Source organism: Pararhizobium sp. LjRoot238 (assembly GCF_964252955.1).
In the GTDB taxonomy this organism is placed as follows: Bacteria; Pseudomonadota; Alphaproteobacteria; order Rhizobiales; family Rhizobiaceae; genus Pararhizobium.
Map to the genome: position 1 here is coordinate 3,300,307 of NZ_CAXUPP020000001.1, position 19,429 is coordinate 3,319,735.

Consider the following 19,429-nt stretch of genomic DNA (forward strand, 5'->3'; position numbering starts at 1 on the left):
TGATTATGAGTGGGGATCATTCAACCTACACACCGACGACCGGTATCGAGAAGTGGATCGATTCGCGCCTGCCGCTGCCGCGGATGGTGCATGACAGCTTCATTTCCTACCCTGTTCCGCGCAATCTGAACTATGCCTACACCTTTGGCGCGATGCTGTCGGTGATGCTGATCATCCAGATCCTGACCGGCGTCGTTCTGGCCATGCACTACGCCGCCGAAACGACGATTGCGTTCGTCTCGGTTGAAAAGATCGTGCGTGACGTGAACCACGGCTGGTTGCTGCGCTACATGCACTCCAACGGTGCGTCGTTCTTCTTCATCGCCGTCTACCTGCACATTGCTCGCGGGCTCTACTACGGCTCCTACAAGGCACCGCGTGAAATCCTCTGGATTCTCGGCGTCGTCATCTACCTCCTGATGATGGCAACCGGCTTCATGGGCTATGTCCTGCCGTGGGGCCAGATGTCCTTCTGGGGTGCGACGGTCATCACCGGCTTCTTCTCAGCCTTCCCCTTGGTGGGCGAGTGGATCCAGCAGTTCCTGCTCGGCGGTTTCGCCGTCGACCAGCCGACGCTCAACCGCTTCTTCTCGCTGCACTACCTCTTGCCCTTCATGATCGCCGGCGTCGTCGTCCTGCACATCTGGGCACTGCATGTCGTCGGCCAGACGAACCCGACCGGTGTCGAGGTCAAGACCAAGACCGACACGGTAGCCTTCACGCCTTATGCGACGATGAAGGATGCGCTCGGCGTCTCGGTATTCCTGATAGCCTATGCCTGGTTCGTCTTCTACATGCCGAATTATCTCGGCCATCCCGACAATTATATCATGGCCAATCCGCTGAAGACCCCGGCCCACATCGTTCCCGAATGGTACTATCTGCCGTTCTACGCGATGCTGCGCGCCATCACCTTCAACATCGGGCCGATCGACTCCAAGCTTGGTGGCGTTCTGGTGATGTTCGGCTCGATCATCATCCTGTTCTTTCTGCCCTGGCTCGATACGTCCAAGGTCCGCTCGGCCGTCTACCGTCCCTGGTACAAGCTGTTCTTCTGGATCTTTGTCGCGGACTGCATCCTGCTCGGCTGGCTGGGCTCGCGCGCGCCGACCGATCTCTACACACTGATGGCCCAGTTAGGCACGCTCTACTACTTCTCGTTCTTTATCGTCATCATGCCGGTTCTCGGCCTGATCGAGACCCCGAAGCGCATTCCGAACTCGATCACGGAAGCGGTTCTGGCCAAGCAGAACAAGATCTGAGAGCGGCTGAGAGGAACTGAACCAATGAAAAAGCTTGTTACAAGCATCCTGTCGCTCGCAGTCGCTGCCGGCCTTGTGGGCAGTGTCGCTTTTGCCGCAGAAGAAGAGCACGATCTGAAGGCAGCGACCGAGCATGCCGTCGCGAACGCGCATTTTCCGATCCTGAAGCCGAAGAACATCGATTGGACCTTTGCCGGCCCGTTCGGCCATTACGACAAGGGTCAGTTGCAGCGCGGCCTGAAGGTCTACACCGAAGTCTGTTCCGCCTGCCACTCGATGAATCTCGTCCCTTTCCGCACGCTAGAAGACCTCGGTTATTCGGAAGCGCAGGTGAAGACGTTCGCGGCGAACTACGAGGTTCAGGACGGACCGAACGGCGAGGGTGAAATGTTCACCCGCAAGGCCGTTGCGTCCGACCACTTCCCGTCGCCGTTCCCGAACGACGAAGCGGCCGCTACCGCCAACAATGGCGCGGCTCCGCCGGACTTCTCGCTGATCGCCAAGGCGCGCGGCGTCGAGCGCGGCTTCCCGCTTTTCGTCGCTGATATCTTCACCCAATATCAGGAAGGCGGACCGGACTACATCTATTCGCTGCTCACCGGTTTCCATGAGCCGCCGGAAGGTTTGACGGTTCCTGAAGGCACACATTTCAATCCGTACTTCAACGCCGCCATATCTCTCGCCATGGCCAAGCCTCTGTCCGACGACCAGGTCACCTATGACGACGGCTCGCCGCAGACGGTGGACCAGTATGCGCAGGACGTTTCCGCGTTCCTGATGTGGACGGCAGAGCCGCATCTGGAAGAGCGCAAACGGACCGGCTTCATGGTTCTCGTTTTTCTGCTGATCTTCACCGGCCTGATCTACCTGACGAAGAAGTCGGTGTACGCCAACAAGGAACATTGAGGCTTCCGGGCTTCAAACGATAAAGGCGGCCCGGGTGGCCGCCTTTTTTGTTGCGTTTGAGGGATCGGCTTCAGTCAAAGCATGATGTTTGCAAACTCCCGCTCGCAGGCGAGCCGATCAATCACGCCCAGAGCACCGAGTTTACGCAGAATAAGGGCATTGGGGATTGTCGCCAATCTCCAGCGAACCAAGCAAGGCTGCGGTAAATTTGCACTGGCGAGATCGGTAAGCAGAATGTCGCTTGGCCAAGATGATGCCTTGGCCGTCGTGATCATAGCCACCACCGTCGCATTGTTGACGTCATTAAAGCGGCGCCCGGAAAGAATGACTGCCGGGCGTCTTTTCAAGACAGGTATGTCCGAAAACGGAAAAGGAACGACGATTGTTTCGTACCTTTCACAGATCACGAAATGCTTCCTCGTCTTCCGGACTGTCCCACTCTTCGAAGAGCTTTGAAACGTTGATCAGGTAGTCATCGGCGAGTTGCACCTCGCGAATTGGAACAAGTTCGCCCCGCCTGTTTCTGAACCATTCGCCCCAAACCTTTTTCATGTTGCCTTCGGGACGGATCGCTTCTGTCGGTCGGCCATCCTTGCCCGTTTTCATCCGTATCCATCGACCGACAACACCATCCGTTTCCAGATTGATGTATTCCTCGTCAGGCAGCGACCTCAGACGTTCGCGCAACTGGGGGCTTTCCACATGCTTGATCCAGATTGCGATATCGGAAATTTTGACCTGCGGCGTCATCGTAATGCTCCACATTTTCTCTCAAGGGAGGGTCTATAGGGGGTACTCTAGTATTGTCTTGACCCCTGTCAATGTCGGCGGTTGCAAAATTGAATCGCGCCTTGCCCAGCAAAGAAAAAGGCCCATCGCTTTGGATGGGCCTTTTGGGGTAATTGCGTTTTTGCCAGCGTTTAGCTGAACCGCCCCGCCGCATGTGCCAGCATCGTGTAGACCTTGCCGGTATCGGACGTCAGGTAGCTCTGCGTCATCACCTTGTCGCGGTCGTTGCGGGCAACGTCGCCGAGCAGTTTTTCGAAATCGGCGATGTAGCGGTCGACGGCGGTGCGGAACTCCGGCTCGCGATCGTATTTGCGCTTGATCTCGTCGAAGGTCTGCTGGCCTTTCAGCGTGTAGAGGCGGCGGGTGAAGACGTCGCGCTCGCCACGCTGGTAGCGGCGCCACAGATCGACCGAGGCGTCGTGGTCGATTGCGCGGGCGATGTCGACCGACAGCGAGTTCAGCGATTCCATGACATGGCGCGGATTGCGGGTATCGCCGGCGCGGGCGGCAGGTGCTTCGCTTGCGCGTTGCGCCGGGACGGGCGCCGGCGCCTCCTCGTCGCGCGATGCACCGCGCAGCAGGTCACGCATCCAGCCGCTGCCTTCCCCGGACTGCGGGCGTGTCACCGCCGCCGGCTCCTGCTGCCGGACTACCGGCTGTTGGGCGGAGGCGCGCGGTTGTTCCAGGCCGAGGCTTCCGCGGAGCAGGGGCTCCTGCTCCTGGCGGCGCGGCTCTACGGCCGGCTGCTGGGCAACGGCGCGGACCGGGGCCGCGGCCACAGGCTGCTGTTGTGCGACGGCCTGCTGGCGCGGCGCCGGCTGGGCAATCTCAAGCTGGCCGGAGGACTTGCCGATGATGTCGGAGAGTTCCTGCAGCGCCTTGATCTGTTCGGCAACGGCGCGGCGCATGACCGAGGCGTTTTCCTTGGCTTCCTCCGGCAGATCGAAGGCACCGCGCTTCAGTTCCTCGCGAGTCATGTCGAGCTCGCGGCGGATCTCGTTGGCCGAGCGGCGGATTTCCTCGGTCGCGCCGCTGAATCGGCCGACGGCTTCCTCGACGGCCTTGCGGATGGCTTCGCTCATCTGCTGGGCGGCACCGTCCGACTTCTTGCCGGTTTCTGTCATCATCCTGTCGATATCCGACAGCGAGGCGCCGACGCTGCCGCGCAGGCGCGAGGCAACTTCCTTGGAGCGCTCCTCGGCGCGGGCAAAGGCGCCCTCGACGGAGAGGCCCGCATCCTCGCCGGCCTTGGCGACGGCGGCGCGCATGGCGTCGCTCGCCGACGTTGCGCGGGCTTCGGCTTCCGACAACGTCTTGCTGACATCGGCGAAGGAAGCCTGGACGCCGGCGCGCAGGTTGCTGGCGATTTCGTTCGAGCGTTCCTCGGCGCGAATGAACACCGATTCGACCGACATGCTGGCTTCGTCGCCTGCCTTGACCACCGCATCGCGCATGGCCTCGGCCGCCGAGGCGGCGCGCTGTTCGGCGTCCGTCAGGATACGCCCGACATCGTTAAAGGATGTCTGGATGCCGGAGCGCAGGTTGCCTGCGATCTGCGCCGAGCGGTCTTCTGCGCGCTGGAAGGCGCCATCGACGAAGCCTTCGAGGGCATGCATGGTTTTTTCGATCTCTTCCGAGCGGCTGACAAGACCGACGGAGAGGGTGCGCAGTGCATCCTGCCGTTCTTCGAGCGTGCTGACCAGATTGGACTGCGCCGCGGCCAGAAGGTCCGATGCCTGGCTGAGCACCTTGGAATGATCTTCGAAGCGCCCGACGATGCCGCCGATCTGCGACAGGGTCGAGCCTGAGATATTGGCGAGCTTGTCGACCTTGCCTTCGAGAAGGCGGGTCGAGGTGGATAGCATGTCGGAAGCGCGATTGGCCGATTCCGAGAACCGCGCCGTGGTCGATTCCAACTGCTGGTCCATGGCGCCGAGATTAGCGCTGGCCTGCTCGATGACACCCGCGATCGATGAGTTGCTCGCCGCCAACTGATCGATGAGACCCGTGGCCGTCGATTGCAGACGGTTCTCGACCATCTTCATCGCCTTGGCGGTTTCTTCCGCGCGGCTCGAGATGGCATTCAGCGTCTCGCCGGTGCGGGCCGTCAGGCTCTCGAGCAGCGTCGCATTTTCGGCGCGCAGGCGTTCCGCGCTCTCGCGGGCGACCTCGCTGATGCGGTCTGCGGCTTCCTTGCCTGTAGCGGCGTACTGATCGATGACCGGGCGCGCCTTCTCGTCGATCAGGCGCGACAGTTCGGCGGAGCGGCCGGCGAGCATCGAGTTGAGCTCGCGCGTGCTGTCGTCAAGGGTGGTGCGGATCGTGTTGCCGCGGGCTTCCAGGGCCTTCTCCACGTCTGTAAGGCTCTGCTGCAGCGACGACGCCTGTTCCGCCACGCGCGACTGCGTCTGGGCGATCCGGGCGGCCGCACCATCGGTTGCTTCTCCGACGGAACGCGCCAGTTCGGCGCTGCGCATCGCGGCGGTCGCGGCGGTCTGCTCGATGCTGGACTGGAAATCGGACTGACGCGCGGCCATTGCCTGAGCAAAATCCTCGCCGGACTTGGCCAGCAGCTCGGCAGAGCGCACGGCTTCAGCATCGATGCCTTGCGCTGCGTCGCTGACGGCGCCGCGCAGGTTCGTCACGAGACCGGCAGCCTTGCCTTCGATCGTCCGGCTGACATTGTCGAGACCGATCGACAGGGCACGGTCCATAGTTCCGAGCCGCTCTTCGATGCGGCCCGTGCCGCCCTCGATGCTGGCTTCGATACGAGCGGCTGCTTCGTCGCTGACGCGGCCGAGCTCAGCCGTATGGCTGGATAGCGTATCGGCAATGCGGGTTGCGGCCGCGCCGCTGATGCGGTCGATCTCGTCCGTGCGGCCGGCGAGGCTGTCGGAGATGCGGGCTGCTGCGGCACTGCTGACCCGATCCAGCTCTGCCGTGCGGTCAGACAATGTTTCTGCGATCCGCGCTGCGGCGCTGTTGCCGATGCGGTCGATCTCTTCAGTGCGGCTGGCAAGGCTGTCGGCAATCATCGCGGCAGCGGCCGTGCTGACCTGATCGAACTCAGCCGTGTGGTCGGAGAGGGCGTCTGCGATGCGGGCGGCAGCGATGCTGCCGATGCGGTCGATTTCGTCGGCGCGTCCGGCAAGGCTGTCGGCGATGCGTGCCGCAGCCCTGTCGCTGACCTCGTCGAATTCGGAGACCTTGGCGGACAGGGTGTCGGCGATCCTCTGGCCGGCATTGTCGACGAATTCGCTGACGCCGCCGACGCTGTCGCGAATACGGCCTTCCAGTGCGCCGAGGCTGCTTTCGATGCGCGCACCGGTTTCGTCGACGCTGCTGTTGATAGCGGAGAGGGATGTGTCCATCCGGTGCGTCAGCGTATCGGCGGCGCGGCCGATATGATCGGCGGTCTCGCCGAGCTGGGTTGCCACGTGGCTGGTGCTTGCCAGCATGCGCTGTTCGAGCGCCGCGGCACTCTTGTCTATGATGCCCCCAAGTTCCGCCTGACGCTCTTCCAGCGTCATTTCCAGCATGCTGGCGCTGGTGGCGATCGTCGTGGCAATGGAAGTCGCCTGTTCGCCGAGCACTTCGGAAAGCTGTTCGGTTCCATGGGTGACGGCAACATTGATCGCGTTGAGCCGGTCGTCCAGCGTCGCCCGGATCTGATCATGGGTGGAGGTAAGCGATGTCGCCAGCTGACCGGCACGGCCGGACAGCGTCTGCTCGATATCGGACGCCTTGCCTGCCATCGAGGCAGCCAGTTCGGAGGCGTGGCTGGAAAGGGCGGTGGCGATCTCGGTCGAGGTGCTGGTCATCGTGCCGGCGATCTCGCTGACACGACCGCCGAGGTTTTCGGCGATCGCCGCAACGCGGCCCGAAAGCTGCTGCTCGATATCGCCGACCCTGTCGGCCATGGTTTCTGCGATCGCGCTGGCGCGGTAGGACAGGCCGTCGGCGATTTCTTCCGTGCGGCTGCTCAGCGCATCGACCATTTCGTTTGCGCGAGCGGACAGGGTGCCTGTGATCTCCGCCGAGCGCTCGGAGAGAAGCGTGTCGAGCGTCGCCGTCTGGCTGGCGAGGGTGTCGCCGAGCGTGCGGCTTTGTTCAGACAGCAGCGTTTCCAGCCGTTCCGTCGTGCCGCCGATTGCGCTTTCGATCGCACCTGCCGACGAGGTGAGAACGTTGGCGAGCGAGCCGGTGCGCTGTGACAGGATCGTGTCGATCCGTTCTGCCGTGCCGTCAAAGGCGCTGTCGATCGCGGCCGTCGACGAAGTCAGCACGTTTTCGAGTGCGCCGGTGCGCTGCGAGAGGATCGCATCGATCCGTTCCGCCGTGCCGTCAAAGGCGCTGTCGATCGCGGCCGTTGACGAAGTCAGCACGTTTGCGAGCGCGCCAGTGCGCTGCGACAGGATCGTATCGATCCGTTCCGCCGTGCCGTCAAAGGCGCTGTCGATCGCGGCCGTTGACGAAGTCAGCACGTTTGCAAGCGCGCCGGTGCGTTGCGACAGGATCGTATCGATCCGTTCCGCCGTCCCCTCGAAGGCGCTGTCGATGGATTCCGAGCTTGCGGCGAGCAGGCTCGAAAGCTCGACCGTGCGCTCCGAAAGCGTGTTGTCGAGGCGGAACTGGCTGGCGGCGATGGCGCTGGTGATCTCGTCGGCGCGGTTCGTCAGCGTGTCTTCGATACGGCCATGGATCGCCTGCAGGCCATCGATGAAGCCGCTGGTCCGGGTGTCGAGGTTTTCCGCAAGCTGCTGGTTGCTGGCGGCGATTGCGCTGGTGCGGGCATCAAGCGTTTCGGCGAGCCGCTGCTGACTTTCCGTGAGCGCAGTTTCGAGTGAACCGGCGCGCTCAGCGAAGCCCGATTCGATCCGGTCCTGCGCCGCAGTGAGCGCACTCATCAACGAGCCGGAGCGTTCGGACAGCACGCCGTCTATGCGGGCGTGCGCATTGCCGATCGCTTCGCTGAGCTCGGCGGTCTTGCCGCTGATCGTGTGCTCTATGAAGTCCTGCGTCGTGCCGAGCGTGGTCGCGAGCGTCAGGGACTGTTCGGACAGGGCGGACTCGAAACGCTCGATGCCGCCATCCAGCATGCCGCCGATGGACTCGGCGCCGCCGGTCACCGACTGGTTGATGCGGGCGAGGCTTTCCATCAGCTTGGAATCGAGCATGCCGGCGCGCTTGTCGAAGGCGGTCGCGAATTCGTGGAAGCGGGAATCGAAGGCCGTTGCCAGTTGTCCGACCGTCGTCTGCAGCTTCTCCTCGAAGAAGCCCGAGCGCAGGTCGAGATCCATGATCATGTCGTCGGAACTGGTCTTCAGGCTCTGGCGGAAGCTCGCGCCCTTTTCGTCCAGTGTGGCGTTCAGCGTGTTGAGAATATCGTCGAGACCGCCGGTGATGGCCTGCTGGCCGACATTGAGGCTCTCGTTCAGATCGCGCGTGCGGGCGATCAGCGTCTCATTGAGCTGGCGGGCACGCTCGTTCAGCGCGGCATTCAGTTTCTCCGTATTGGCGTCGAGGGTCGAGGCGCGCGTTTCGAACTGGCCGAGGAGTTGCTGGCCGCGCTTGCTCAGCGTCTGGCTGAGATTTTCGAGACGGGTATCGAACTCGTTGCTGAGTGACACGCCGGCGGTGGTGAGGCCTGAGAGCAAGGCATCGGTGCGGGTCGAGAGCATGGCGTCGATCGTCTGCGTCGCGCTGTTCGAGCGCTCCATCAGGGCCGCGGCGCGGGTTTCGATCATCGAGGCGAAGGCTTCGCCCGAAGTGGCGATACGGCTGGCTATATCATCGCCGGCAGTCGCCAGTTCGTCCTTCAACTCCGTGTGGGCGCCGGCGATCGACGAGCGGATACGCTCGGCATGGCCGACGATGGATTCCCGCTCCAGTCCGAGTTCCTGGACCAGCGTGCGCACCCGCAGTTCGTTGTCGCTGTAGCTGCGCTCGAGCGCGTTGACTTCGGAATGAACCAGTGTTTCGAGTTCGGTCGCGCGCGCAATCGTGCGCTCGATGCCTTCGTTCATCGCCGAGACTTCGCGGCGAACGGCCTGGCCTACCGTCATGATGCGCTCGGACGCTACCGTTTCAGGCTCGGCAAGGCGCAGGGCGACCTCGGCCATCGACCGGGCGGCGCTGCGCAGTTCCTGCGCGCGCGAAATCATGATGGCGAAGGAGAAGAACAGCATCACCGGCAGGATGATGAAGATCGCCACGCCGATGGCGCCCGGCATGGCCGACAGGTCGGCAAGCGAGCGGATCTGCCAGATTTCCGGTCCATAAAGCAGGTTGGAGACGCCAAGGCCGCCGATCGCCCAGAGGGCCGAGACGGCAGCAGCGATCCGCATCGCCGAGCGGCTGGACCGGACGTCCAGCGAGCGCAGAATGGCGGCGGGCGTCCTGCGGCCATCATCGTTGGCAGGCGCGAAGGAGGGCGCCTTGGGGGCCGGTTCGGGAGAGAGACTTCTTGGCGCTTCGGTCGCGCGCCCCGAGCGGGCTGCCTGATCCTGTGGCTTTGTCGTCTTTGCCTGGCTGGGTGCCGGTGCCTGGCTCGCTGGTTCAGACACTTTTCCCTCCGGATCGTCCACCGACGTCTTGTCGTTCAGGGCAGACTTAAGCTCGTCAAAGTCGATTTTCAAAGCGTCTTCCAACGCCTGAAATGCCTTGTCGTCGATCGACTCGTTGCTTTTATTTGTCGCCATGCGGATACGCCTCGTTACTAAACTGTCCTTTCGAAAGGACCCCTCCGCAACACCGCCTGCATTGGGAGCACCTCCGATACTCGGACGGTGACAGCAGGATACGCGCATCACATTACGCAGAACCTGACATGCACCCATTTCAACCACGCACCGACGGAACAGCACATCAGCCCCGTAGGTGCTTCATTCGATGCGATTTTCCGTCAGGACTGTCTGCACCTTAAAGGCATAAACATATCCCTCAACGTACCGTAGTGACACATTCACCGGTTTCTTACAATTAAGCGCCCCCGGCATTCGTTAAAATCCTAACAAGTTCTTAATGAAAAGTGGACCTATTTCCTGCAGAAACCCTTGTAATCAGCCGGTTTAATGGCCGTTAACCATGCCGAGCGAAACCTGCCCACATTGCGCCGCGTTTTAATCAGATAGCAGCGCCGATCCGGCCTAATAGGCTCATGAGACGAGCGAAATGGCAGCCGGACTGGGCATCGGGAGGGTAACGCCCTCACCATCTTCGAGCTTCATAATAGCCTGACGGGTCAAGCACTTCCAGACAAACCGGAGAGAAATCCGGCGTCATGGACGGGCAGAACTAAAAAACAGGATGTGACCGGTGACGGGCCGGTTGCGTCAGAAAAAAACAGAATAAGGATATTGGCACATGGCGGCACTCAAGATCGCGTTCGAAGCACCCGACAATCTCGGCGGGGCATGTCCCTCGAAGTCGCGGCCGATCGATCTGGTTCACCTCGCGACGCAGACAATGGGCGACAAGCTCCTGGAAATCGAAGTGCTGCAGATGTTTGCGCGCCAGGCGCGGCAGCTGATGAAGGAGTTGTCGTCCGCCGATGCTGACGCGACCGTCGCGACTGCGCACCGCCTCAAAGGAGCCGCTCTCGCCGTTGGCGCTTTCGGTGTGGCCGAGGCGGCCGGCGCTGCCGAGGCCGAGCCAGAGCAGGCGGCCCATCTTGCTGCATTGAGCGCTGCCGTGATCGAGGCCGAACTGTTCATCCTGAAGCTCTGCCGCTGAGGACGAGCTTTTCGCGAAAATTGCCCAGCCTGTATGGTACGAAGCCCCGCGGGTGAACGCGGGGCTCTAAAATCCCTTCGTGTTGACTGGCGACGCGAATTGTTGGAAGAAATCGGACGAATTTGCCGCATTCTGCCGCCGCCTCTGCTATTAGGGGCGGCGTGATTGTTCCTGCGGCATACCGATACAACGCCCAAGCATCCGGAAAACCAAATGCCCAAACTGACCATCATCGCCTTCGACGGCACGCAGTACGACTTTGACGTTCAGAATGGTTCGACCGTCATGGAAAATGCGGTGCGCAATTCGGTTCCCGGTATCGAAGCCGAATGTGGCGGCGCCTGTGCCTGTGCGACCTGTCATGTCTATGTGGACGAGGAATGGTCGGCGACGGTCGGTGCGCCCGAGGCGATGGAAGAGGACATGCTTGATTTCGCCTATGATGTGAAACCGACCTCGCGGCTCTCCTGTCAGATCAAGATGAGCGATGGCCTGGACGGGCTCGTGGTTCACGTTCCCGAGCGCCAGGCCTGATCTTCATGCTTCGGATTCAGCAAGAAAAAGCCCCGCGGGTCGCGATCGACGAGCGGGGCTAGGAGGGCGCATCGCATACAGATGAGGGAGGGAACATCTGCTGCTTTAGGATACGCCAGGAGAACGCCACATGCGCGATGCACCGAGCCGGTCGAACATCAATCCGGAACAGAACAGTCAAGCGCGAAACAATACTTCCGGTACAAGGCATCCTTTATGGATGCATGGTGACTAGATCCGGACTGAAAGTGAAGAGAGTTTGTTTTCCTGCTTTTCACTCGATGCTTACACTATACCGTATCTTTCGGTACTGTCATATGGTGAGAAATCACCAGTGATATGCTGTTGACGTCGCAAGTTTTGCACAAACTGGGTGATTCGTTTTTTTGGTTGCTCGAAGCGGACGCATGAGTCTTGCAGACGATCTAGCGTTTGGCCTTCGTCATCGCATCCAGCCGGTGCTGCAGCAGCCGGATCATGCGGCGGTCGAAATTGGCCGCCTCGGTCTTGTCGAAGCGGGCCTGGTCACGGTCGTGTTCCTGGATCGCCGTTTCGCTCAACCGGGCAACACGCGCCTGCATGCGCTCGCAATCGGCCTCCGGTCTCAATGCGAGGAAATCCTTCTCCAGCTTGCGGGCATGGTTGCGGGCGATCTCGGCGTGGCGCTCCTCATGGCGTTTGATATCGCTTGCCAACGTATCCCAGACGAGCGCCAGATCCCGGTTTGCCGTTCCACGGTTTTTCCAGCGCGGCAGGATGAGCTTGGTGCTGAGCGTGACCTTGGCGCTGCCGACGGCGCAGCGATTGCCGTGTTTCACGTAGGTTATCGTACCGCCGAACTTGATCCTGGTGGCGCCGGGATGGCGCGCGCCGGTAGAATTCATCATCGGACCGCGCGCGGACAGCGCCTTGTCGAGCTCTTCGGCGGTGCGGCCGCCGACCGAGAAGTAGGTGATGCTTTTGCTCACGACTGTGTCGGCACGCGCCGACGAAAAATGGCTCGCGGCGATGCTCAAAACCAGAAGCGCGGCGAAGGAAATGCGGCCAGTCGGCATAGGTTTACAGATCTCGGCAGTTGAACTTCTCTGGAGCTTGGGGCATAGCCAGCCTAAGCGCAACAGCAAATGGCGAGTGTCTCGGACAAAGCGGAAAACACAATGCAATCCGAACATTTGTCGCAAGGTGTGGCACATCGGCCTCCATTTGTGGTCAAAGGTCGTCCGCTGAGGCCACAAGCCGGCAAGAGGGCCGGCAAGAGGGAGTGAAACCATCATGGATGATCCTTTCGTTCCCTTCGAATGGAAACTGGCCCATGGGCGAAGCCTCACACTCGGCCCCGCCGGACTGCTCATGGCGATCATCAATGTGACGCCGGATTCCTTTTCCGATGGCGGCTCTTACGACGATGCCGAAGCTGCGGTGTCGCAGGCGCAGCACTGCCTCGAGCAGGGAGCCGCGATCCTTGATATCGGCGGCGAATCGACCCGGCCGGGTGCTGCCGCGGTCACGGCTGCCGAAGAACAGGCACGGGTGCTTCCGGTCATTGCAGCACTTGCCGAACGGACGGATGCGATCCTCTCCATCGATACCTACCGGGCCGAGACTGCGCGGCTGGCGGTTGCGGCCGGCGCGCATATCATCAATGACGTGCACGGCCTGCAGCGCGAGCCTGATCTTGCGAATGTGGCGGCGGCGACGGGGGCAGGGCTCTGCATCATGCATACCGGCCGCGACCGCGAGAAACTCGCCGATGTCGTGCGCGATCAATATCTTTTTCTCGAGCGCTCCCTGGACATCGCGGCTGCCGCCGGCGTCGAGCGCGCCCGGATCGTTCTTGATCCTGGCTTCGGTTTCGCCAAGGATACCGATGAGAACGTCGAACTGATGACGCGTTTCAGTGAACTGCGGGGCTTCGGACTGCCGCTTCTGGCGGGCACCTCGCGCAAGCGCTTCATCGGAGCCATCACCGGTCGCGAAGCGCAGGAGCGGGATATCGGCACGGCGGCCACGACCGCATTGCTGAGAATGGCGGGTGCTGCGGTTTTCCGGGTACATGATGTCGCAATCAACAGGGATGCGCTTCTGGTGGCGGATGCTATGCTGGCGGCGAAAAGACAGGCGCAGAAAAAACACGGGCCAAAAAAACACGGGACGGAAATTCAGCCATGACAGCGATCTACACGATCACCCTCAAGAATTGCGCCTTCTTCGCCCGCCATGGCGTTCACGACGAAGAGGAATTTCTGGGCCAGCGTTTCTTCGTCGACGCAGAGTTGGATGTCGAGCAGGGAACGGCGCTCGTCGAGGATTCGATCGACGATACAGTGCATTACGGTGTCGCCTTCACCGAGATCGAGAAAATCATCACCGGCCGCCGGCGTTATCTGATCGAGGCGCTGGCGCTGGAGGTTGCCACCACGCTCTGTTCGGTGTTTCCGCAGATTCGCCGCGCGAAAATATCGATCCGCAAGCCGAACGCGCCGGTGCCCGGTGTTCTCGACTATGTCGAAGTGACGGTCGAGCATTTTGCCTGAGATGCCGACCCATCTGGCGACGCTTGGCCTCGGCGGCAATATTGGCGACCCGGCCGCTTCGATGGCCCGGGCGCTTGTGCTTCTCGACACGCGGCCGGACTGCGCGGTGACGCACGTCTCGAAACTCTACCGGACGCCGCCCTGGGGCAAGACGGACCAGGCCTGGTTCTTTAATGCCTGCGCCGAGGTCGAGACCTCGCTTTCGCCGGACGAACTGCTCGATGCCTGCCTGTCGATAGAGCGCCAGATGAAACGGGAGCGGCTGGAGCGCTGGGGCCCGCGCACGATCGATATCGACGTGCTGACCTATGACCGTCTGAGACAACAGTCGCAGGCGCTGGAAATACCGCATCCGCGCATGACGGAACGCGGATTCGTGTTGAAGCCGCTCGCCGATTTCGCCCCGGATCTCATTGTGGCGGGAAAATCGGTGGCGGAATGGCTGAAGGATGCCGATGTCTCTGGCATAGAAGTGGCCGATCCGCGAAATGACTGGTGGCAGCAACGCGCTCCGGAATCGGCCGTTTGAACATGAAAAGAGCCGGACGAGCCGGCTCCCTGAAATCCTTCTGAAACAATGATTATTTCTTGATCGAGCCGACGGCGATGGCGTCGAGCTGGCGGTTGAGGCTGACGCCGATCACCGGCACCATGGTATCCTCGACCTTCACAGAAATGGTGATGTTCAGTGTCGAATCGCCCTGCAGGCGGGCGATCATCGCGCCGTTCAGCTTCTTGCGGTTGATACCGACGACGACCTTGTCCTTGCCGACATTGCCGGAGACGATATCCAGGCCCTTGCCGTTGGCACCATCGAGGAACTTGCCGCCATAGCTTTTGCCGGATTGGGTGATGACGGCGGACATCGGCTGCTTGAAGACGCCGACGCGGCAGAAGCCGTCGAGCTTGATGCCGGCTGCGCTTTCGCTTGCTTCACCGGTCAGGTCACAGGTGAATTTCGTGCCCTTGTATTTTCCCGCAACGATCTCGCCCGGGCCCTTCCACTGGCCGGAAACCTGTTCGAAAAACGCCTTGTCGTTGCCGCCCGAGAACGCCGGAGAGGCTGCGCAGGTGAGAGCTGCAAGCGAAGCTGCGGCAATGCCGCGAGCAATCAAAGAAGGGCGCGAAAACATAAACGATCCTTGATGGTCAAATGTCAGGAATGTGAGGCTACATTTGCACTTAAATGGTTAATGGAGTGTTGCTCGGGCTCTCCGGGAGGTCGGTTTCGACGCTCACGAAATGTTTCATCAGGACTTGCCCCGACGTCTGAAATCATTGGAAATCCTTTGCTTTCACGCGCGCCTCACTGCGATGTGTGCGCTGGTGAGCGGAGTTGCGTTGAAACCGAACCGGGATTGGTTACGTAGTTGCGCATATAAGGGAGGCTTGCCATGACCATCATCGACGACATCGAATCGCGTTTAACGCATCATGGTAGCGACGGCAAGGTGATCTACCGGCACAAGATCGCCACGCGCGTCACGCACTGGACCTGGGCGATTGCGCTGTTCTTCCTGCTGTTGAGCGGGCTGCAGATTTTCAATGCCCATCCGGAACTCTACATCGGCAAGCAATCGGGCTTCGAGTTCGACAACAGCGTCCTGTCCATGCGCGCCATGCAGGCCGCTGACGGAACGGTTGATGGCTACACGACGATCTTCGGGCGAAGCTACAAGACGACCGGCGTCTTCGGGATGAGCGGGCCGGCGGACAACCCCTCCTACCGCGGGTTCCCGGCCTGGGCGACGCTGCCGTCCTACCAGGATCTGTCGACCGGGCGGGTCATCCATTTCTTCTTTGCCTGGTTGTTCGCGGCGGCCTTCCTCATCTGGTTCGTCAGCAGCCTGATCAGCGGCCACCTCCGGCGCGACATTCTTCCGTCCATCACGGATATCAAAGGCTTGCCGAAAAGCCTTTCCGATCATTTGCGGTTCCGCTTTCACCATGATGGCCGCTACAACGTCCTGCAGAAGCTGGCCTATGCCAGCGTTCTGCTCGTGATCTTCCCGCTGATCATCCTGACGGGCATCACCATGTCGCCCGGCATGAATGCCGCCTGGCCGTGGCTTCTGGACGTATTCGGCGGGCGGCAGACGGCGCGGACCGTCCATTTCATCTGCATGGCACTGCTGGTGGGGTTCTTCCTGATCCATATCTTCATGGTTATCGCGGCTGGCCCTCTGAACGAAATGCGTTCGATCATCACCGGCTGGTATCGCACCGACCCCGAAAAGAATGAGGAGCATACGGCATGAGCGGGTTCAGCATCAATCGCCGCAAGTTCTTGACCGTTGCCGGGGCGGCGGCCTCCACCATTCCGTTGTCCGGTTGTGATGCGTTTGACGGCTTGCTGTCCAGCCAGAGCCCCGTGCGGGATGTCTTGGCTTCGGCAAACAGTCTGACCTACCGCGTCCAGCGCATGTTGATCGATGCCGACGCGCTTGCGCCGGAATTCTCGGCGAGCGAGGTGCGCCAGGGACAGCGGCCGAACGGTTCGACCGACCCGACCGACGCGGATTATCTGGCGCTGAAGGAGAAGGCATTCGCCGACTATCGGCTGCCGGTTGGCGGGCTGGTCGAAAAGCCGCTGAGCTTCAGCCTAGATGAACTGCGCAACATGCCGGCACGCACCCAGATCACCCGTCACGACTGTGTCGAGGGCTGGAGCTGCATCGCCAAATGGACCGGCGTGCCGCTCGCAACTATCCTCGACGAAGCCAAGGTGAAGCCGGAAGCGCGCTTCGTCGTCTTCCATTGTTACGACAGCATGAACCTCGGTCTGTCCGGCGCCGTGCGATACTATGAATCGATCGACCTGATCGACGCGCGCCATCCCCAGACCATTCTTGCCTATGGCTGCAACGACGAGGTGCTCCGGGTTGCCAACGGCGCGCCGCTGCGCGTGCGCGTCGAGCGGCAACTCGGCTACAAGATGGCGAAATACGTCAAGGGTATCGAACTCGCCTCGACGCTTACGCCATTCGGCAGCGGCAAGGGCGGTTTCTGGGAAGACCTCGGCTACGAATGGTATGCCGGTATCTAGCCGTCGCCCTCGGGCGCTTTCGTCCTCGACATTCCGGGTGCCAGGTCGCCGATGAAATCGCCGATACCGGGGCGTTTCAGCGCCCGGAACGGCATCGGCCGGCAGAGATCCATCGCGGCGATGCCGATACGCGCCGTCATCAGGCCGTTGATGACGCCTTCGCCGAGCCGGGCCGACAGTTTCGAGGCAAGACCATGGCCGAGCACCTGCTGGATCAGGCTGTCGCCGACGGCGATCGAGCCGGTGACGGCGAGATGGGCGATGACGTCGCGCATGAGCCGCAGCAATCCGAACGTGCCTGGCCGTCCGCCGTAGAGGTCAGCCATCGCCCGGATCAGGCGGGCGGATTCGTAGATGACGTAGCCGAGGTCGACGAGCGCGCGCGGGCTGACGGCTGTAACAATCGAGACACGCTTCGAGGCATTGAGAATGAGCGCCCGCGCCTCGCGATCGAGCGGCGTCAGCAGTTCACGCTCGGTCAGGTCAAGCAGATGCGGCCCGTCGATGATCTCGGTTTCGGTTTCCTTCAGGCGCAAACGCCCTCGCGCTGTCTGCGGCTTGGCGGCAAGCAGATGCACGAGGTGGGCCATCACCTTGCGGGCTGGCTTGGGCGTCGGCGCAAGGCTTGCGTCGATTGCCTCCTGCTTCAGCGCCTGCACGGCATTCAATCGCATGATGCCTGCCAGTTCGCGGGCGATGACCACGAGGAAAGCGAGCAGGCCGATAGCGGCGGCAGCGATTGCGAGATAGCCGAGCCAGTCGGCGCGGGTGAAGAGATCGCGCACCAGGCTGTCGATCCACAGGCCGACGGCAAGCGACACCAAAATGCCCAAGGCGCTGAATGCGAGTTTACCGAAGGAAAAGCGGCGCTTGCGCGGTGTCGCCTCCGGCGGGGCGGGCAGCGCGCTCGTGGTTGCCAGGAACGGATCATCGGCGTCAGGCGTCATGACGATGTTTTCGTCGAAACTGGCGGGCGAGCGGCGCACCGGATCGCGGCGGGCTGCCGTCGATGGTTCGCCCTCGACCGTAAAGACGGAGGGCTTTCGTTTCGGCGTTTTTGGCGTGTCGGTCATGCCAGCCGGTCTCCGAACAAAAATTGCATCGCCCTGTCGAGCCTGATGTGCGGCACCGACAATTTCAGTCCACCGCCGGTTTCCTCGATATGCGGCGGCCGGAAACGCACGAAGCTCAGGTCAGGGACCAGGCTCTCCTCCGGTTTTGATTCAAGGTCCTGAAAAAGTGAATCAGGATTCTGCGGTAAGTCGCCGGTAAATATGGCTGTTTTCCGTTCTCCGTCAAAGGTTTCGCCGTTGATCGCCTCGCCGGCGATCGGGGTGCCGACGATGACCGGCAGGGCGTGACCGTCATGATTGACCGTCGCCTCGCGGGTTGCCCGGACGGAGGCGATGGCCATCACTTCGAGCCCTGCGCCGCTGACGCCGATGCGGCCGATGGCGCGCTGCACCAGCCGGGCGGCGATCCGCTCCAGGTGGTCGTGGCTCTCATGGTGCAGATGGTCGGCCTTGGTCGCGGCGATCAGCACCTTGTCGATTCGTTTGGTCAGGAACGACGACAGAAAGGAATTGGTGCCCGGCCGGAAACTGGCGAGCACATCGGCGAGCGCGCCTTCCAGATCGAGCAGTGCTTCCGGGCCGCGGTTGATCGCCTGCAGCGCATCGATCAGGACGATCTGCCGGTCGAGCCGGGCAAAATGCTCGCGGAAAAACGGCTTGACGACATGGGTCTTGTAGGCCTCGTAGCGTCGCTCCATCATCGCCCAGAGCGAGCCTTTTGGCGCACGGCCTTCCGGCAGGTTGGCGAGCGGCGAGAAGGTCAATGCCGGCGAGCCTTCGAGGTCGCCAGGCATCAGGAAGCGTCCCGGCGGTAATGTCGAAAGCGAGCGTTCGTCGGACTTACAGGCTTGCAGATAGCGCGTGAAGGCTTCCGCAAGCCGCAAAGTGTCTGCTTCGATAGCGGGCACGGTGATATCGAGCGACGTGGCGAGTGAAAGCCAGTCCGCGGAGAGCTCGGCACGTATGCCGGTTTTTGCCCGCTCGACCGTCTTGTTGCTGAAGGAGCGGAAATCCTGGGTCAGCAGCGGCAGATCAAGGAGCCATTCGCCGGGATAGTCGACGATGTCGATCGAGAGCCGGCCTGGTGAGAACATCCGGTTCCAGCCGCTGGCGCTTTCGTAGTCCAGCGTGATGCGCAATTGCGAGATCGCGCGGGTCGAATCCGGCCAGACCCGGTCGCGGACAAGCGCTGCGATGTGGTCCTCGTACTGGAAGCGCGGCACTGCATCGTCCGGCTGTGGTTCAAGCCTTGTCCTCGACACGCGTCCGGAGCGGACGGCCTCGAAGACCGGTAGTCTGCCACCATTCAGGAGGTTGTGGACGAGCGACGAGATGAACACGGTCTTGCCGGCGCGCGAGAGCCCGGTCACGCCGAGCCGCAGCGTCGGATTGACGAGACCGGATGCGCGATCGGTCAAAGTGTAGAGTGCAAGCCGGGCGTCATCGGAAAAGCGGGTCAGGAGCGATGGCAAAATTTCGGGCCTCGGAACGCGTTGTAGCTGGCCTCGGGGCCAGTTTGGTCGTTTGCGATATAGGACGCCCGAGCGGCCG

The 19,429-nt window shown here is 61.6% G+C and carries 16 protein-coding genes; 9 read left to right on the forward strand and 7 right to left on the reverse strand.

Annotation, left to right across the window (positions count from 1 at the left end; translation table 11 throughout):
• Positions 1-5 precede the first annotated feature (5 nt).
• Both ACSQ3F_RS16015 and ACSQ3F_RS16020 read left to right on the forward strand, forming a co-directional pair.
• Positions 6-1,262, forward strand: coding sequence for a cytochrome b (locus tag ACSQ3F_RS16015; protein ID WP_436101132.1), 1,257 nt, complete (start codon positions 6-8; stop codon positions 1,260-1,262).
• Positions 1,263-1,286: 24 nt separating this feature from the next.
• Positions 1,287-2,168, forward strand: coding sequence for a cytochrome c1 (locus tag ACSQ3F_RS16020; protein ID WP_436101133.1), 882 nt, complete (start codon positions 1,287-1,289; stop codon positions 2,166-2,168).
• Positions 2,169-2,242: 74 nt separating this feature from the next.
• Here the strand turns inward: ACSQ3F_RS16020 and ACSQ3F_RS16025 are convergent, their stop codons facing one another.
• The 3 genes from ACSQ3F_RS16025 to ACSQ3F_RS16035 form a co-directional block, all read right to left on the reverse strand.
• Positions 2,243-2,575: a type II toxin-antitoxin system PemK/MazF family toxin gene (locus ACSQ3F_RS16025; RefSeq protein ID WP_436101134.1), complete on the reverse strand. Its 333-nt coding sequence runs from the start codon at positions 2,573-2,575 to the stop codon at positions 2,243-2,245.
• Positions 2,565-2,918: a hypothetical protein gene (locus ACSQ3F_RS16030; protein WP_436101135.1), complete on the reverse strand. Its 354-nt coding sequence runs from the start codon at positions 2,916-2,918 to the stop codon at positions 2,565-2,567. Before ACSQ3F_RS16030 ends, ACSQ3F_RS16025 begins: the two co-directional genes overlap by 11 nt.
• 170 nt (positions 2,919-3,088) lie before the next feature.
• Positions 3,089-9,658 carry a kinesin gene (locus ACSQ3F_RS16035; RefSeq protein ID WP_436101136.1) on the reverse strand — a complete coding sequence of 2,190 codons (6,570 nt, stop codon included), beginning with the start codon at positions 9,656-9,658 and terminating at the stop codon, positions 3,089-3,091.
• Positions 9,659-10,322: 664 nt separating this feature from the next.
• On the opposite strand from ACSQ3F_RS16035, the gene ACSQ3F_RS16040 reads away from it, so the two are divergent.
• Both ACSQ3F_RS16040 and ACSQ3F_RS16045 read left to right on the forward strand, forming a co-directional pair.
• On the forward strand, positions 10,323-10,691 hold the full coding sequence (locus ACSQ3F_RS16040) for an Hpt domain-containing protein (protein ID WP_436101137.1): 369 nt from the start codon (positions 10,323-10,325) through the stop codon (positions 10,689-10,691).
• A gap of 213 nt (positions 10,692-10,904) precedes the next feature.
• On the forward strand, positions 10,905-11,225 hold the full coding sequence (locus ACSQ3F_RS16045) for a 2Fe-2S iron-sulfur cluster-binding protein (RefSeq protein ID WP_112846812.1): 321 nt from the start codon (positions 10,905-10,907) through the stop codon (positions 11,223-11,225).
• A 425-nt stretch (positions 11,226-11,650) separates the two neighbouring features.
• On the opposite strand, the gene ACSQ3F_RS16050 is transcribed toward ACSQ3F_RS16045, so the two are convergent.
• Entirely contained in the window at positions 11,651-12,280 is a 630-nt protein-coding gene (locus ACSQ3F_RS16050; RefSeq protein WP_436101138.1) for a DUF922 domain-containing Zn-dependent protease, read from the reverse strand.
• Between the two features lie 217 nt (positions 12,281-12,497).
• Here ACSQ3F_RS16050 and folP point away from each other — a divergent pair, with 217 nt between their 5' ends.
• The 3 genes from folP to folK are packed head-to-tail and all read left to right on the forward strand — an operon-like array spanning position 12,498 to position 14,288.
• A complete protein-coding gene (gene folP, locus ACSQ3F_RS16055; protein WP_436101139.1) occupies positions 12,498-13,394 on the forward strand; it encodes a dihydropteroate synthase in 897 nt (298 codons plus the stop codon).
• Positions 13,391-13,759: a dihydroneopterin aldolase gene (gene folB, locus ACSQ3F_RS16060; protein WP_112846756.1), complete on the forward strand. Its 369-nt coding sequence runs from the start codon at positions 13,391-13,393 to the stop codon at positions 13,757-13,759. The genes folP and folB overlap by 4 nt, the downstream gene beginning before the upstream one ends.
• 1 nt (position 13,760) lies before the next feature.
• Positions 13,761-14,288, forward strand: coding sequence for a 2-amino-4-hydroxy-6-hydroxymethyldihydropteridine diphosphokinase (gene folK, locus ACSQ3F_RS16065; RefSeq protein ID WP_436101140.1), 528 nt, complete (start codon positions 13,761-13,763; stop codon positions 14,286-14,288).
• A 52-nt stretch (positions 14,289-14,340) separates the two neighbouring features.
• On the opposite strand, the gene ACSQ3F_RS16070 is transcribed toward folK, so the two are convergent.
• Positions 14,341-14,892: a hypothetical protein gene (locus ACSQ3F_RS16070; RefSeq protein ID WP_436101141.1), complete on the reverse strand. Its 552-nt coding sequence runs from the start codon at positions 14,890-14,892 to the stop codon at positions 14,341-14,343.
• A gap of 261 nt (positions 14,893-15,153) precedes the next feature.
• On the opposite strand from ACSQ3F_RS16070, the gene ACSQ3F_RS16075 reads away from it, so the two are divergent.
• Positions 15,154-16,017 carry a cytochrome b/b6 domain-containing protein gene (locus ACSQ3F_RS16075; protein WP_436101142.1) on the forward strand — a complete coding sequence of 288 codons (864 nt, stop codon included), beginning with the start codon at positions 15,154-15,156 and terminating at the stop codon, positions 16,015-16,017.
• Positions 16,014-16,805 (forward strand): molybdopterin-binding protein, encoded by a 792-nt coding sequence (locus tag ACSQ3F_RS16080; protein ID WP_436101143.1) that lies wholly within the window; start codon positions 16,014-16,016, stop codon positions 16,803-16,805. Before ACSQ3F_RS16075 ends, ACSQ3F_RS16080 begins: the two co-directional genes overlap by 4 nt.
• Here ACSQ3F_RS16080 and ACSQ3F_RS16085 read toward each other — a convergent pair.
• Together ACSQ3F_RS16085 and ACSQ3F_RS16090 are read right to left on the reverse strand one after the other, a co-directional pair.
• Positions 16,802-17,878, reverse strand: a complete 1,077-nt coding sequence (locus tag ACSQ3F_RS16085; protein ID WP_436101144.1) for a YcjF family protein — start codon at positions 17,876-17,878, stop codon at positions 16,802-16,804. The genes ACSQ3F_RS16080 and ACSQ3F_RS16085 overlap by 4 nt on opposite strands.
• Positions 17,875-19,350, reverse strand: coding sequence for a YcjX family protein (locus ACSQ3F_RS16090; RefSeq protein WP_436101145.1), 1,476 nt, complete (start codon positions 19,348-19,350; stop codon positions 17,875-17,877). Before ACSQ3F_RS16090 ends, ACSQ3F_RS16085 begins: the two co-directional genes overlap by 4 nt.
• Between the last annotated feature and the right edge of the window lie 79 nt (positions 19,351-19,429).